Consider the following 15,506-nt stretch of genomic DNA (forward strand, 5'->3'; position numbering starts at 1 on the left):
AGCGCACTTATCTTAATAGGTGCTGTCGTTATGACAATTAGCCCATCAAATCGGCCTGAACGATTTCGATCCAATAGCCGTCTACATCTTTGATAAAAGCAATGTTTTTCATACTGCCATCTTCTGGACGTTTTTTGAATTCGACGTTGTTTTTATCAAACCAAGCAACCGCTTCATCCAAGCTTGGAACGCTAAAACAAATATGACCAAAACCTTGTGGATCTTGATTGCCATCATGATAGCTAAAGTCAGCCTTGGTTTCGGTGCCGTAGTTGTGCGTCAACTCCAAGATGCCACGCTGGCGGAAAGCAAAAATTTCTAGATCATCGCCAGTTGGCAAGTTTTCGCGCTCGCTTTCGGTCAACTTAGCCAAGAAATATAAATCGAATCCCATGTCAGGGAACTTCTTAACGGCAAGCAAGGTCATACCCAAGACGCCAGTGTAAAACGCTAGCGATTTAACAGGGTCTTTGACACGCAGCATGGTGTGGTTAAAAGTAAAACCGGTCGTCTGTGATGAGATTGGCTGAACACCATCAGTACTGACGCTGCTAGCAGGTTGGTCTATTGCGTCGTTATTGTTGTTAGATGAAGTAGACATAATTATCCTAATATAATTCAGAAAATAAAGGCAAAAACACGCAAATCACGATTGTCGTAATTTGCGTCGTTCTCTTATCATAATAAAAAATGGCGAAATAACTGATAGGGTTTTGTAAGAATATGAACAAGGTGTGTTCGTCTGTATACCCTAACTAGCTAGTTATCTAAGACTAACTAGCTATCTAAAAAACGCACTTTTCCTGTCTCAAGATCATACTCAGCACCGACTACCAATAGCTGACCACTATTGGTTAAGTCCTCTAATGCACGTGAGCCATGCTTTAGCTGACTGACTGACATACGTACGTTAGCGCGGATAGAGCGGTCGACCAGCTCGTCTGCATCGACGTCTTGACCATTGGCAGTTGCCAATTCGTGTAAGTTATAAACGCTTGGGCGAATACGATCAACGATAGATTGCAAGTTAGGTGAATAGTTCTGCTCAGGGTTAATCAACGTCTCAACGCAAGCAGTAACAGCACCGCATTTCGAGTGTCCAAGTACCACCACCAGTTGCGTACCAAAGGCTTCGGCTGCAAACTCGATTGAACCAATCTGCGATGGTGCAACCACATTACCTGCGACTCGTATAACGAACAAATCTCCCAAACCCTGATCAAAGACAATCTCAACGGGTACTCGTGCATCCGAGCAACCCAAAATAATAGCCAATGGGTTTTGATCCTTGACCAACTCTGGACGGCGCTGCATATATTCATCGGTACTGGTGAGGCTATCAACGTAGCGTGCATTACCTGCTTTTAAAAGCTCAAGCGCTTCTTGACCTGTGGTTGGACGTATATCGGTAGGCATGAGAGATCCTTTATCATCAATAATATTAGAGTTATAAGCTGTTTTGCATATATGTATTCAAGCACAGACTGGCTAATTATCGCCAAACTATCAGGCTAATCATGTTTGTCAGCCATAACGTGATTGTATAGGAATAAAAACCAAAAAACGGTAAAAAAATTTGTCTAAATATCGCTAGGTGAATGTAGTCACATCTAAAAATACAGCTGTATATATCGCTGCTACGACAGTATTACTCGCGTAACTTATAACGAACTTGCACTGACTTATATCAAGGGTTTGTTATAATACGCAGCACTCAGGCAGCATTTAGACAGTAATCAAATCGTGCTTACGCTCATGCCAATCCCTATAATGACAGCTAGCTGTATACAGATATTGGACGCTCAGGAACAGATATTATGACCGATTTATCTCAAAATACGCATAACACCTCTGCGTTACCTCATGATGATCAGGTGCTGCTGCAACTGACTGGTCTAAAAAAAACCTATGATCAAACCGAAGTCCTAAAAGACATCAACCTTGATATCAAGCATGGTGAGTTTTTGACGCTGCTTGGCCCATCAGGCTGTGGTAAGACGACATTACTACGCTTGATTGCAGGCTTTGAGCAGCCGAACGCTGGAGCGATATATTTGGATGGCGTACAGATGGCAGGCTTGTCCGCTGATAAACGTCCGGTCAATACCGTATTTCAGCAGTATGCGCTGTTCCCTCACATGAGCGTCGCCCAAAATGTGGCATATGGCCTAAAGCTAAAAAAAGTCCCAAAAGATGAAATCCAAAGACGTGTTAGCGAGATGCTAGCGATGGTACAGCTAGAGCATTTGGCCAACCGCAAGCCACAAGATTTGTCTGGTGGTCAGCAGCAGCGAGTTGCCATTGCACGCGCGGTGATTAACCGCCCTAAACTGCTATTGCTTGATGAACCGTTATCCGCACTCGATCATAAACTGCGCCTGCAAATGCAGTCCGAGCTTAAGCGTCTGCAACGTGAGCTAGGCATTACCTTTGTCTTCGTGACCCATGACCAAGAAGAAGCGCTGTCGATGTCAGACCGTATTGCCGTAATGAAAGATGGCACGTTCCAGCAAATCGGTACGCCTATCGAGATTTATGAAACCCCTGCCAATTTGTTTACTGCCAAATTCATCGGCGAGACCAATTTGTTTAGAGCTGAGGTTAAAGGTGTCCATCCAGACCAGCCAGATCGCGATGGTAAAGTGACCAATGGACGTATCGAGGTCGAAGTCTGTGAAGCACAGGCGCAAGAAGGGCCGACCACCTTACGCAACTTACGTCGTCCCAATTTTGCCAATGATGTACAAGTGGGCGATATCGTCAATTTACTACTGCGCCCCGAAGACTTACGAATATATGATCCAAAAGACAACGAGCATAGCGGACTGTTAGGCCGTGTCATCGAGAGTAACTATAAAGGTAGCACCTTAGACTCGATTATCGAACTGGCAAATGGTCATATCATTAAGGCCTCTGAGTTCTTTGATGAAGACGACCCGAGCTTTGATTACAAACTAAACGAGGGCGTCAAAGTCTCATGGGTAGATGGCTGGGAATGGGTATTACCAGAAGACTCTGAAGCTATGCCAGACACGACTGTACAAAGGGATGGTAGCTGATGGCTCGCAACCACTTAGGCAGCAAAAGTCCATTTCGTACTGCCACGCTTTGGCTAATCTGGGGTTGGCTACTGATATTTGCACTATTACCAAATATCCTAGTCATCGCTGTCAGTTTTTTAACTCGTGATAGCAGTGCCTTTATTAGCTTACCTGTTAGCATCGACAGCTATGTACGGATGATTGACCCGTTGTATTTTGAGGTATTTGTCCACTCATTATGGATGGCAGGTATCACAACGGTTATCTGCTTGCTGCTGGGCTACCCTTTTGCATGGCTAATATCCAAAGCAAAAGTACGTTGGCAGCCATTACTGCTACTACTACTGATACTGCCATTTTGGACCAATTCTTTGGTACGAACGTATGCATTAAAGCTGCTCTTTGCTAACAATGGTTTGATTAACAAATCGCTATTAGCCATCGGCGTAATCGATACGCCAATCGATATTTTATATACACAAGGCGCAGTGATCGCAGGACTAACCTACTTGCTGTTCCCTTTTATGGTACTGCCACTATATGCAGTATTTACCGACTTGCGTAATGACATGCTACTGGCTTCGCAGGATTTGGGTGCAACTAAAACACAGACCTTTTGGCATGTGGTATTGCCATTAACAACACCTGGTATTATTTCTGGTGTGCTACTCGTGCTATTGCCTGCAATGGGCATGTTTTATGTGGCTGATATCTTGGGTGGTTCTCGTAACTTATTGGTCGGAAATATCATCAAAAACCAATTTCTAGATGCGCGTGATTGGCCCTTTGGCGCGGCAGCTAGCGTATTACTGACATTGGCAATGGCCGTATTGTTACTGGCCTACCATGCCAGTAGTCGCCGTATTGGCAAAACTGATTTTAACGAGGTGGCCTAATGTCTTATAGCTCACCGAATAAAAAAGCTCGTACGCTTAAGATTGGCAGTATCGCTGCCAAAGGCTATCTCGGACTGATTTATGCCTTGTTGTACCTGCCCATCATTGTTTTGGTGGTGATGTCATTTAACAAGTCAAAAATCGGCTACAACTGGGGCGGCTTTAGCTTAAAGTGGTACGAGTCACTGTTTAATAACCAAGCGATGCTCGATGCGTTTTGGCACTCGATTGTATTAGGATTGGTGGCAGCCACCGTCTCAACTTTGATAGGCACGCTTACAGCGTTGGCATTACACCGTTATAACTTTCGCGGTAAAGGCTTACTAAACGGGCTGCTATTTGTCCTGATGATGTCGCCTGAGATTGTACTCGCTATTTCATTGCTAGCACTGTTTTTATTAATTGGCTTGCAATTGGGCTTTGTCTCGCTGCTATTGGCGCACATTACTTTTTGCCTACCTTTTGTTGTGATTACCGTCTTTGCGCGGTTGAGTAGTTTAGATGAGCGCTTGATGGAAGCGGCACGCGACTTAGGTGCTAACGAATCAACCATGGTGCGCACCGTATTGATTCCCGTTATCTTGCCTGCGGTTATGGCGGGTTGGTTGCTGGCTTTTACCCTATCGCTAGATGATGTAGTAGTATCGACCTTTGTCACAGGGCCTAGTTATGAGATTTTACCGCTGCGCATTTATTCTATGGTGCGCGTAGGACTCAAGCCAGAAGTCAACGCCATTGGTACGTTATTGCTGGTTGCTTCGCTAGTGTTGGTCGTTATCTCACAGTTATTGTTACGCAAGCGCTAGATATTGATTGCTGACTAATTGCTTATTAACTACTCATTAATAATGGACTATGAGTGAAAGTCAGCGCTATATTGACTATAATGAATTTTTCTCACCTTAGCGGTTAGGTCATATTATGCTTGAGCTACGTCATCTTAATACATTAACCGCGCTACGAGCGCATGGTTCACTTGCAGCAGCGGCAGATGAGCTACACGTTACTGCCTCGGCCGTTTCGCATCAATTAAAAGAGCTTGAGAACTATTACGACATCAGCTTAGTCAATCGTCGGACGCGCCCGCTTAGTTTTACGCCAGCTGGTAAAGCAGTATTGGCATTGGCAGACAATATCCTACCGCAAGTTACTCGCACTAAATCAAATCTTAAACGCTTAGCACACGGTCAAGCAGGTAGATTACGCCTAGCATCAGAGTGCCACAGCTGCTTTGATTGGCTCATGCCAATACTGAACCACTATCGCCGTGAATGGTCGGATGTCGAGCTAGACTTTGCCACAGGGTTTGAGCCTGAGCCGCATCATCTACTCATGGAAGGTGATATTGATCTGCTTATCACTACCAGTGATTTACCGCTCGACGGTATCAGCTATCAGCCATTGTTTGAATATGAGAGTCGTTTGGTACTTTCACCAACGCATGATTTAGCGGCTCAAAAATTTATTGAACCAGATGATTTGATTAATGAGACATTGATTGCCTATCCCGTAGAAGCCAAACGCCTCGATATCATTGCTAACTTTATGACGCCAGCACAAGTAAGCTTTGAGAGTGTTCGTACGACAGAGCTGACCGCGATGCTAATTCAGTTGGTTGCTAGTGAACGCGGCGTAGCAGCATTGCCTGATTGGGTGGTTGCTGAATACGAGAGAAAAGGCTGGGTGGTCTCCCGTCCGTTAGGTGATGGCGTACATTGTCAGTTGTATGCGGCGACGCGTACTTCTAGTCAAGACATTGCTTATATGCAGGGTTTTGCGAGTTTGTTAGAAGGGATTGTGAAGCCGGTTTAAAGCTTTATTTGTCATAACACTCGTTATGAGAACAATATTTAGTTTTTGAAGATACTTGCGAGTTGCAGACTAGTCCATACTCTAACTAAATATTACGTCTTTCATAGTATGATTTTTACTAAAGGCTTAGAACATGTATACATTTAAAGAAATACACAGCTGATAATTTGTTGGATTTTTTGAGCAGACAGATAAGGATTTAATGATAGATTTAGTAAAGGGACTTGAACGTAGAGTTGATACTAAAACAAATTATGAATCATTTCAAAAAAGGGGATAAAAATTAGTAACAATTTAGTTCCTTATCCAATCAAACTGACTTATACCCTCAAACAGCACTTCATGAATATAATTGGCTCGATATTTATATTTATTCTGGGTTGCTTTGTTGCTCCGATCGCTAAGCAAGAAGGAGAGTGGATTATAATTAGTATTGGATGGTTGCTCATAGGAGGTGGTAGCTTTGGTCTTTTACTTTTATCTTATATTTGGTTAGGTAAAAAGCAAATAGTAACGATTGAACAAGCTGGAATTTCTTTTTTTCATGTGTTTAAGTCAAACCAGCAACACTTAATATTATGGCGAGGTATCGAAAGGTTAGATTTACACCTTTTAACTCGCGGTCATACTAATCACTGGATATTGACTATCTATCTAAAAGCAGGTAGCTCTATAAGACAACCATTGAAACCTATGCTCTACAATGGATCAATTTTAGACGAGAAGGAAGTTTTTAATCTAATCGAACTAATATTCGATCGACATACAGTATGAAATTTGAATTTTTTATAGAGTGAGGTGGTAAGACAAAAATCCGGTACACCCAAAAATATATGTTTAGCTCAAGCTAAGAATACGGTTCCCTAGTGAGGACTTGAATCTTTGGCTGTGAGCTAATGGTATTAAGGTTTCAACTTGCTGAGATAGCCACAGTGTACTTCATGATGTACTTACCATAGATATTCTATCTATGATCGGTGCGCTAGTGAGGACTTGAAGAGACCATCCCAGATTCTGTGTAACTGACGTTTAGATTAAATACTTACACAAAATTTAGGAAGGTCTCAAAGCGCCAACTTATCCTTATATTCACACATACCTTTTAATGCATTATCGATTAACGTTTTCATCTTAGACAGTTCTGAAATTTTAATTTCTAGCTGTTTGTTTTTTTCTAGAAGCTTTTCACCCATTTGTGATTGCGTCAGGTTGTTTGAATACAATAGCTCTGTTAGCTCTCTAATCTCTTTTAAGGTGAAACCTAACTCCTTCGCCATAATAATCATATTGAGCTGTTCCACAATCCTGTTATCGTAATCTCTATAACCATTAGATTTTCTAGATGGTGACGAAATTAATCCTTCCCTTTCGTAAAAACGGATCGTATCTCTGCTTAGTCCGACTGTTTCAGTTAATTCTTTTATATTCATTATCGAGCACCCTCAATTAACGCTTGACTGTGGAGTAATGTCCATAGTTTATAGTAGGCGTTAATTAACAACAAGTAGGTTCTTTTATGGATATAAATATTCTGACGGACGACAACGTCGAGCTGCGTGCAACCCTCTATAAAGCGAATAACCCTAAGGCCGTTGTTCTAATAAATCCAGGAACCGCTACTAAAACTTCTTATTATTTGCCGTTTGCTAAATACTTAAGAGAGCATGGTTTTCATGTCATTCTTTGGAACTATAGAGGTTTTTGCGATTCTAAAACAAGTCATCTAAAGGAGTGTCATTATCAGTATTCTGATATCGGACGGTACGACATTCCAGCTGCCATCGATACAGCTAAGCGCCTGTTCAATGACTTACCCTTGTATTGCGTAGGGCATAGCGCTGGAGGTCAACAAGTTGGCCTTGCTCATAACGCCGATCAATTAGATGCTCTAATTGCAGTGGCTGTATCGGCAGGATATTTTAGCTATATGCCGCTTCGCTATCGTCTTAAAGCCAATTTCTTTTTCCGTTTTTTAGCACCGCTTAGTAATAAAGTCTTTAATTATGTGCCGGCTAAAAGCTTCAAACTCATGGAAGATTTGCCAGCTGGTTTTACAGAGGAATGGGGTGCTTGGTGCCGAGAAAAAGAGCTGTTTTTCTCAGATAAATTCTATGGGAAAACCATTCCCCTTGGTACTTACAAAAATTTTAATGTGCCAACTTTCGTCTTCACTGCCGATGATGATGAAATCTGTACTGAACGCAACCTGCATAATTTTTGGAAAAATGTGACCAGCGATCGACCTATCACTTTTAAACGCTATAGCATTGGCAGGGGCTCAGACCAATCAGTTGGACATTTTGGCTACTTTAGAAGTAAAAACACTCATATTTGGCAAGATATTTTAGAGACGATCAACAAGGTACATCATGATAAACCGTTACAAACACTATAAAACCCTGATTTTCATTGTATTACTTAATGTGTTTTCGAGCATTTTACACTATGTTCATAATGTGATTCATTTCGATCACTATCCTGAGCCTGATTGGTTATCTCCTCAGCTTGTAGATGCCTTCTGGTTCGTCATGACACCAATTGGTATCTATGGCCTGATTGTGGCTGTCAAAAGCCAGATGACCAAAGGACGTTGGTGGCTTTATTTGTACGCCTTAATGGGGTTGTTGTCGTTACTGCACTACAACATAGAGACTGATAATATCATGACTGTTACCATGCACAGTCTTATCTGGTTTCAAGCAATTTGTGCCTTTTGGTTAATCGCCTATGTAACGATGTACTTTAAAAATAAAAGTGGGCATTAAGAGTACTAATTGGTGAAACTTTAGCCTTTATAAAAATAGCCTAACCTCTTATTTATCGTTTTAAGGAATTGAAAATGAATGTCGAAGAAACAATAGCAACATGGGAAGCAGAAGAAGCACGTATTAGAGAAAAGCTAGGTAACGCTGATGTTATTCCATTATCAGACTTAACCACTCGCAGTGGTATGGATATTTTTAATGCTATGTTTGCAGGAGAGCTGCCTCATCCTCCTATTGGTCTGACACTTGACTACACTCCTATCCATATGGAAAAAGGTATTGCCGTTTTTCAAGGGCGGCCAAAGCGTCATCATTACAACCCATTGGGTACAGTCCACGGCGGCTGGTTCTGCACGCTTTTAGATTCCGCTGTTGGCTGCGCTGTCCATACCCTTTTGCCAGCAGGAAAAACCTACACAACTTTAGAGATAAAAGTAAATATGGTGCGAGCTTTGACAGTGGCAACACCTTTAGTACGGGCTGAAGGCAAAGTCATTCATGCTGGTCGGAGAACAGCGACTGCTGAAGGCAAAATTGTAGGGCCTGATGGCAAATTATATGCCCATGCCACCACAACCTGCATCATTCTTGATGTTTAGATAAAATTTTTGATCGTTAATAGCTTTTAAACCAAAGAAAAATGCTAAGAATATAATGGATATTATATGGGTATACCCCAGCGGAACCAGTCATTATGCCCTCTAGACTCATTAACAGACCATTTAAAACAGACTGTATTTCGGTAACCACTTAAATCAGACCACTCATTAAGCAGGTGATATCGATACAAGCTCAAAGTACGCACTTAAAGAAATAAAAGCCAAGCGCGGTTGCTAATAATGTCAGTCCAACGTGCAGGCCGATGAGCGCTAATCCTGCCAGCAGCCGCCCGTCATGGATAAAGCCAAATACCTCTGCACTAAACGTACTAAAGGTCGTTAGCCCGCCCAAAAATCCGGTAATCACAAACACGCGTACATGATCAGATAAATTGCTTCCCATGCGCTCAAACCATACTAGCGCAAGCCCTATCAGCAGTCCGCCTAAGATATTGGCGCTCAGGGTACCGAGTGGCACCCAACCGTGCAAAGCATTAAAACGCGATAGCCAAGCTCGCAAACAAGCACCGAATGCTGCGCCCAAACCAATAGCAAGCCACTGCATAGACTGTCCTTAATTCATATAAACGTATTGAACAAAAGGCTCAATTACACAGCTGGCAATTCTGTCATCGGCCAACGCGGAATACAGCTAACGGCCAAATCATCAGACTGTCCTGCTTGCAAGCGCTCAAAACCTGCATAAGCAATCATCGCGCCATTATCCGTACATAGCGCAGGCGGTGCATAATGAACCGTTGCATTGATCTTAGCCAGTTCAGCCTCTAACATCTCACGCAGATGAGTATTGGCACTGACCCCGCCCGCAATTACTAAGCGGCTCATATCTGCTTGCTTGAGTGCTTTGACGCATTTTTTCACCAGTGTATCGACCACTGCATGCTGAAAGCTAGCGGCAATATCAGCACGAATTTTTGGATCGCTGTCAGCACCATTACCCGACCCTCCTGAATGTGGCGTATCTTTAATAAGATTATGCACGGCTGTTTTCATACCACTAAACGAAAAGTCTAGACCCCGATGTAGCATCGGTCTTGGAAGTGCGTAAGCGTCAGGATTACCAGTTTCTGCTAGTTTGGCAATATTAGGGCCGCCAGGATAAGGCAGACCCAACATTTTAGCGGCTTTATCAAAACACTCACCCGCCGCATCATCTATCGACTCACCCAATATCTCATACTGCCCAACACCGTGAGCAGCAATGAGTAACGTATGCCCACCAGATACTAGTAGAGAGACAAAAGGAAATGCCGGAGGGTTTGCACCCATAAGCGGTGCCAAAAGATGGCCTTCCATATGATGAATACCAATCGCTGGAATATCCAAACCATATGCCAAGCTACGACCAAATAGTGCGCCTGTCATCAATGCACCAATAAGACCAGGCCCTTTAGTATAGGCAATCGCATCGATGTCGCTTTTTTTCATATCGCACTGTTCTAGCAGCTCATTAAGTAACGGCACAAGCTTGCGAATATGATCGCGGCTAGCAAGCTCAGGCACAACGCCACCATAAAGTGCGTGCAGCTCAATCTGAGAGTACAGTACTTGCCCGACCAAACCTTGGTTGTCGCTATTTATTTGCTCACTATCAAAAATCGCTAGCCCCGTCTCATCACAAGATGTCTCTAAGCCCAATACTTTCATACTTTTGCCTTTATACTTTCGTTTTCGTGCTATTTTTGTCGCACTTTTATCTTACATCATTTTGAGAAATTGGATAACTATAGTCAAAGAACTCTAAAATGAGTACAAGGCAGCCGACTGCAGATTGTACAAGTAGTACATCTAAGGAGGGTAACGCCGTAGCGGTTTAGTAGTTCACCGACTATAATACAATCAGCCACACGCTATCTCGAATTCGCTTGATACAGCTGTATATTCTCAGACTGGCATGACAAAAAACGTGCATAAAAAAAACCGTCATTGTCAGTCACAATGACGGCAAGTTTAGCAAATTTCAATAGCTTACATACTCTATATATACCGTATCAGCTTACCGACGCTAGCATATAATCAACCGCTGCTTTAACTTGTGCTTCGCTGACACCGTTTACCGCCTGCGCTGGCATTTTATTAAAGCCTTTAGCCGAGTGCATATATAGCGTCTCTTTGTCTTTGGTCAAACGAGCCGTCCAAGCCGCTGTATCACCATACTTTGGCGCATCGAGCAAACCTGCAGCATGACAAACCTGACAGTTTGATTCATACAGTTTGGCACCTGCATCTGCTGCCAACACTTCAGGCTCAGAATCAGTTTCAGGTGTTACCACTGCGTCATCTACTATGTCGGCAGACTCTGTTGCTGCTTTTGGTTCTGTATCTGGCTCAACCACAGACTCAGGCGTCGTACCCTCGGCTACAGCTGTTTCTTCTATAGCGGTAGCAGGTTCATCGGCTACTGCAGACTCTTCCGTAGCTGTGTTATCACCGCTACAAGCACTCACAGCAAATGCCACGCTCATGCCGATCACAGACAATTTCAGCTTGTTCATATACGGTTGTATATCAATCATGGTTTTACCCTTACTTAGTCAGTCTGCAATCAATTAGAGATGCGTTATATCAGCTTAAATTACTTACGTATACGACCAACGACTGTTTAATAGCCCATTGAGCTAATAGTCAATTCAGCACTAGATTCTAGTTTACTCGGCAGTGGCTTCAGCTGTATCTTCAGTAGCCGCCATATCAGCACTGTCAGTAGGAGCAGCGGCTGTATCCGCACTATCGGTAGCTGTTGCTTCTGCAGTATCAGCGTCAGCCGTTCCTGCTTCGGCAGTAGCTGTACCATCAGCTTCTGTACCCGCAGCATCAGCCGCTGGCATTGGTGCTGTCTCTGGGAATTCCATTTCTTCAGCTGGTGGCGCATTTTTGATGGCAAGTTCAGCAGCTTCGTCAACGCGATCGATTGCCATTACTTCTTCATGCTCTTCGCCGCCACTACAAGCGCTCACGCTCACACCTAAAGTTACGATAAGTGCGGTGCTTAATGCCGTGTTAAATACTGTCTTTTTCATTCCAACATCCTCAATAAAATACACACAAAACGGTTCATAGGCTTACTAGGGTCTATTGAACTTTCAAATGTGGTGCTGGCAGTCACTATTTTTTAGACAATATGCAGTGAAATTGTTGAAGCCTAGTCATTCTAGGTTAAATTATTTCGCCATATATTGACAAAAAAGAGTACTGCCCTGAAAGGCTGATGCTAAAATTACCCCAACCGTTGTTGAAAACCTAGCTAAGGTCTCGACATTATCGTCGGTTTTCGCCTAGTTTGGTGTAACTTTAGCCATCAGCAGCCCTAATATTTGAATGTTCAATAGACCCTATAATATGGGAATTATCATAGCATAAACTCCAATCAAACCGTTATAGACGGTAGGGGTTTTTTATTGATAAAGCGTTGTATATATGTCGAATTCATAGTTTGAGAGCCAAATTCAAATAGCTATCTAATTGAATACCTTATCAGCAATAAATGCTTAAAATCATTGACTTTGTTGGTATTTTTTATTAAAATACCTGCCCTTACGCTAATGCGTGAGAATTGTCCTAGTTTGAGCTGATGCCTGTAATCTTGAGATATTACGGCTAAATACTAATACACAGCCAAACTAATGCCCTTATATCTCATCCTAATCGAGGAGTCTTCATGCCTGCAGTTAAGGTTAAAGAAAACGAACCAGTTGATATCGCTATCCGTCGTTTCAAACGTGCTTGTGAAAAAGCTGGTGTATTATCAGACGTACGTAAGCGTGAGTTTTATGAAAAGCCAACGCAAGTACGTAAGCGTAAAAAAGCTGCTGCCGTAAAGCGTTATAAGAAGAAGTTACAACGCGAAACTATTCGTACCACTCGTATGTACTAATCAGTAATCTGATTAGCTAAGTACAAGCGCTACACTAACGCCACTGTTATCAATCGATATCAGTGGCGTTTTTTATGCTACAATTTTTGTTATTACTGCTGACATAATTTTTTATTAAAACCACTATCAGCAGGTTTTGTTCTAAAATTTAACAAACGACATCTAGCGAATAGCATTTAACAGATCGATAAGGATAATAGCAGTGAGCCAACTTAAACAGACGTTATCAGACAATATCAAAGTTTCAATGAAAGCTCGTGAACTTGAGCGCGTCAAAGTACTGCGCAACGTACAGTCAGTAGTGAAACAAATCGAGATTGACCGTCAGACAGAACTTGATGATGCCCAAGTATTAGAAGTTTTGCAAAAACAGCTAAAACAGCGTCAAGAGTCACTAACTATCTTTACAGAAAATGGCCGTGATGACTTGGCCACCAAAGAGCAGTTTGAGATTGATATCATCAACGAGTTTATGCCGCAGCAAATGAATCAAGACGAGATCATGGCATTGGTAAATGCTGAAATCGCTGAGCAAGGTGCGACGTCTATGCGTGATATGGGTAGCGTCATGGGTGTTTTGAAGAATAAAACAGCTGGCCGTGCTGATCCTGCTTTGATTTCTAAAATGGTCAAAGACGCGCTACAAGGCTAGCACTTGCTATTGATTGGCAGGCTACTCTGTACAAATAACCGCCTAAGGCTTAAAGTCTTTGGCGGTTTTTATTGCTTTGAGTTCTGCATTAATATTGGCCAATAACGGACGCGCACTATTGGCTTGTTCCGTGGTTTGCAGGTTTTCCGTCAACTGTTTGGCTTGCGTCAAAGAGGTCAGCGCACTCTCATAACGCCCATTCCATAGCTGATCATAACTGCGATAGCGCAACGCATTAATCGTCGCGATATTGGCTAACTGTGATGAGGTGGTGGTCTTAGCAAGTTTTTCATTGGCGAGTTGCAAGCTTTGCCATGCATAACGGTCGCTTGGCTGCTGTTCTGTTAGTGGCTTCAACAGCGCTTGGGCTTTTATCGGTTGATTACTATTAGTCAGCGCTTCGGCTAGATAAAGACGTAAATCGCGGCGCTCAGGATATAGGCGCTGTTGGCTCTCTAAGACATCTACGGTTTGTTGCCACTTACCTTGTTCACTTAGTAGCTGACTGTGGGTAATCGACAATAGAGGCTCTAAATTTTGACGCTGCGTATTTGATAACGCATTTATCTCAGCCAATACCTTATTAGCATCTGTAAAACGCTGCTGCTCTCCATACCAATGCATTAGCGCAAGTTTGGCTCCAAGACTGTTCTTAGCGGCCGTTGTCAGTGTGACTTCGGATGCATGTTTACCAGTCACTTGCACACGCCAATACAGTAAATCAAACAATGCTTGATGGCGCTGCTGCTGGCTCAATGAGAGCGATGGATACTGCTGAGCGCGACTTTGTGACTCGCTCAACCGCTCGTTACTCAGAGGATGTGAGCGTACAAAGCTCGGTAAAAATTGATTCTCAACTTGGTTCAACTGACTCTGTTGATTCATCGTGGCAAAGAACCGTGGCATCGCCCGAGGATCATAACCCGCTTGGGTCATAATCTGCATCCCAACTCGGTCAGCCTCGCGTTCATTACTACGGCTAAAGGCCATACTGCTATTCATAGAAGCTGTCTGACTGCCCATCATCACAGCCGCAGCTGCATCACCATCGACAGCTGAGGCAGCAATCGCAGCTAGCATACCGCCTAGCTGCATCAGCAAGGCTTTTTTACGTTCGTCAGCGCCGCTTTCGTAGTGCCGTTGACTGATATGTGCGACTTCATGCGCGACGACGCTCGCCAGCTCATCCATGCTACTAGCTGACAGTATCGTTCCAGTATTGATACCGATTACGCCGCCAGGCGCTGCAAAGGCATTGATACTGGGGTTATCAATGATAACGACGCCAAGTGGTGCTTGCTGACGAGCTTGGGCATTGAGACGCCACGTCATGTCTTTTATCGTTTCTTGTACCCAAGGATCATGTTCCATTCTGACACGGCCATTGATATTCTGTAATGACCACTCGCCAAGCATTTTATTCTGATATTGCTCAGCAAAGCTCAAGCCTTGCCCGCGCAGATTTGGTAGCTCTAGTGTTTGCGGATCTGTGACTTGCCACGAGCTATCAGCCAATGGCAGCGTTTGACTCTCACGACTATGCGCACCACTAGCCATGGCTAGTAGCATCATTGACAACCCTACCTTGATACTATTTGGCAAAGCTACACTCATAAAATGACGTTTACCTTTTTGCTTAGACAATATAAGTGGCAAGCCTGCAGAATTTGTGGCTACTAAAGAGTTATTGCTGTCAGGTCGCTTCGTTCTATTAGCATGGTACAAGTGCATATCCTATAACATAATTGACGACGTCTTTTCGACTATACGAGCTTGTTTATCCAAGGTCAATTCTACAATGCACTTAACTACCAATAACTTAGCCACCCGTCACGATTGCGCAACA

18 protein-coding genes are annotated in these 15,506 nt (G+C 43.2%); 10 read left to right on the plus strand and 8 right to left on the minus strand.

Annotation, left to right across the window (positions count from 1 at the left end; all coding sequences use genetic code 11):
- Nucleotides 1–37: 37 nt before the first annotated feature.
- Together gloA and JMX63_RS01685 are read right to left on the minus strand one after the other, a co-directional pair.
- Complete coding sequence (gene gloA / locus JMX63_RS01680; RefSeq protein ID WP_201570448.1) at nucleotides 38–601, minus strand: lactoylglutathione lyase; 564 nt, start codon at nucleotides 599–601, stop codon at nucleotides 38–40.
- Between the two features lie 176 nt (nucleotides 602–777).
- A complete protein-coding gene (locus JMX63_RS01685) occupies nucleotides 778–1,416 on the minus strand; it encodes a carbonic anhydrase (RefSeq protein ID WP_057758161.1) in 639 nt (212 codons plus the stop codon).
- Nucleotides 1,417–1,817: 401 nt separating this feature from the next.
- On the opposite strand from JMX63_RS01685, the gene potA reads away from it, so the two are divergent.
- The 5 genes from potA to JMX63_RS01710 all read left to right on the plus strand — a co-directional run bounded on the left by potA (nucleotide 1,818) and on the right by JMX63_RS01710 (nucleotide 6,523).
- Nucleotides 1,818–3,059, plus strand: coding sequence for a spermidine/putrescine ABC transporter ATP-binding protein PotA (gene potA, locus JMX63_RS01690; RefSeq protein ID WP_101205489.1), 1,242 nt, complete (start codon nucleotides 1,818–1,820; stop codon nucleotides 3,057–3,059).
- On the plus strand, nucleotides 3,059–3,937 hold the full coding sequence (gene potB, locus JMX63_RS01695; RefSeq protein ID WP_201570455.1) for a spermidine/putrescine ABC transporter permease PotB: 879 nt from the start codon (nucleotides 3,059–3,061) through the stop codon (nucleotides 3,935–3,937). The genes potA and potB overlap by 1 nt, the downstream gene beginning before the upstream one ends.
- Nucleotides 3,937–4,743 carry a spermidine/putrescine ABC transporter permease PotC gene (gene potC / locus JMX63_RS01700; protein ID WP_101205487.1) on the plus strand — a complete coding sequence of 269 codons (807 nt, stop codon included), beginning with the start codon at nucleotides 3,937–3,939 and terminating at the stop codon, nucleotides 4,741–4,743. Before potB ends, potC begins: the two co-directional genes overlap by 1 nt.
- Nucleotides 4,744–4,858: 115 nt before the next feature.
- Nucleotides 4,859–5,749, plus strand: coding sequence for a LysR family transcriptional regulator (locus JMX63_RS01705; RefSeq protein ID WP_101205486.1), 891 nt, complete (start codon nucleotides 4,859–4,861; stop codon nucleotides 5,747–5,749).
- A 342-nt stretch (nucleotides 5,750–6,091) separates the two neighbouring features.
- Nucleotides 6,092–6,523, plus strand: coding sequence for a hypothetical protein (locus JMX63_RS01710; RefSeq protein ID WP_101205485.1), 432 nt, complete (start codon nucleotides 6,092–6,094; stop codon nucleotides 6,521–6,523).
- A gap of 290 nt (nucleotides 6,524–6,813) precedes the next feature.
- Here the strand turns inward: JMX63_RS01710 and JMX63_RS01715 are convergent, their stop codons facing one another.
- Nucleotides 6,814–7,179, minus strand: a complete 366-nt coding sequence (locus JMX63_RS01715; RefSeq protein ID WP_095570545.1) for a MerR family transcriptional regulator — start codon at nucleotides 7,177–7,179, stop codon at nucleotides 6,814–6,816.
- An 86-nt stretch (nucleotides 7,180–7,265) separates the two neighbouring features.
- On the opposite strand from JMX63_RS01715, the gene JMX63_RS01720 reads away from it, so the two are divergent.
- The 3 genes from JMX63_RS01720 (at nucleotide 7,266) to JMX63_RS01730 (ending at nucleotide 9,113) form a co-directional block, all read left to right on the plus strand.
- Nucleotides 7,266–8,144 (plus strand): alpha/beta hydrolase family protein, encoded by an 879-nt coding sequence (locus tag JMX63_RS01720; protein WP_201570463.1) that lies wholly within the window; start codon nucleotides 7,266–7,268, stop codon nucleotides 8,142–8,144.
- A gap of 61 nt (nucleotides 8,145–8,205) precedes the next feature.
- A complete protein-coding gene (locus tag JMX63_RS01725; protein WP_225211549.1) occupies nucleotides 8,206–8,514 on the plus strand; it encodes a hypothetical protein in 309 nt (102 codons plus the stop codon).
- Between the two features lie 74 nt (nucleotides 8,515–8,588).
- A complete protein-coding gene (locus tag JMX63_RS01730; protein WP_031944047.1) occupies nucleotides 8,589–9,113 on the plus strand; it encodes a PaaI family thioesterase in 525 nt (174 codons plus the stop codon).
- A 193-nt stretch (nucleotides 9,114–9,306) separates the two neighbouring features.
- On the opposite strand, the gene crcB is transcribed toward JMX63_RS01730, so the two are convergent.
- From crcB to JMX63_RS01750, 4 genes are all read right to left on the minus strand, one after another.
- On the minus strand, nucleotides 9,307–9,678 hold the full coding sequence (gene crcB, locus JMX63_RS01735) for a fluoride efflux transporter CrcB (RefSeq protein ID WP_101205094.1): 372 nt from the start codon (nucleotides 9,676–9,678) through the stop codon (nucleotides 9,307–9,309).
- 44 nt (nucleotides 9,679–9,722) lie between these two features.
- On the minus strand, nucleotides 9,723–10,781 hold the full coding sequence (gene tsaD, locus JMX63_RS01740) for a tRNA (adenosine(37)-N6)-threonylcarbamoyltransferase complex transferase subunit TsaD (protein WP_201570472.1): 1,059 nt from the start codon (nucleotides 10,779–10,781) through the stop codon (nucleotides 9,723–9,725).
- Between the two features lie 344 nt (nucleotides 10,782–11,125).
- The gene (locus JMX63_RS01745; protein ID WP_102090828.1) at nucleotides 11,126–11,650 is read right to left on the minus strand and encodes a c-type cytochrome; all 525 of its coding nucleotides are present in this window, start codon (nucleotides 11,648–11,650) and stop codon (nucleotides 11,126–11,128) included.
- 132 nt (nucleotides 11,651–11,782) lie between these two features.
- A complete protein-coding gene (locus JMX63_RS01750; protein ID WP_102090829.1) occupies nucleotides 11,783–12,154 on the minus strand; it encodes a hypothetical protein in 372 nt (123 codons plus the stop codon).
- 638 nt (nucleotides 12,155–12,792) lie between these two features.
- On the opposite strand from JMX63_RS01750, the gene rpsU reads away from it, so the two are divergent.
- A complete protein-coding gene (gene rpsU, locus JMX63_RS01755) occupies nucleotides 12,793–13,008 on the plus strand; it encodes a 30S ribosomal protein S21 (RefSeq protein WP_010195908.1) in 216 nt (71 codons plus the stop codon).
- 202 nt (nucleotides 13,009–13,210) lie between these two features.
- Entirely contained in the window at nucleotides 13,211–13,660 is a 450-nt protein-coding gene (locus tag JMX63_RS01760) for a GatB/YqeY domain-containing protein (RefSeq protein ID WP_057758141.1), read from the plus strand.
- A 42-nt stretch (nucleotides 13,661–13,702) separates the two neighbouring features.
- Here the strand turns inward: JMX63_RS01760 and JMX63_RS01765 are convergent, their stop codons facing one another.
- A complete protein-coding gene (locus JMX63_RS01765; protein ID WP_227673207.1) occupies nucleotides 13,703–15,274 on the minus strand; it encodes a M48 family metalloprotease in 1,572 nt (523 codons plus the stop codon).
- Nucleotides 15,275–15,506 lie beyond the last annotated feature (232 nt).

Origin of the sequence: Psychrobacter nivimaris (assembly GCF_904846365.1) — a bacterium.
GTDB classification, from domain to species: Bacteria; Pseudomonadota; Gammaproteobacteria; order Pseudomonadales; family Moraxellaceae; genus Psychrobacter; species Psychrobacter nivimaris_B.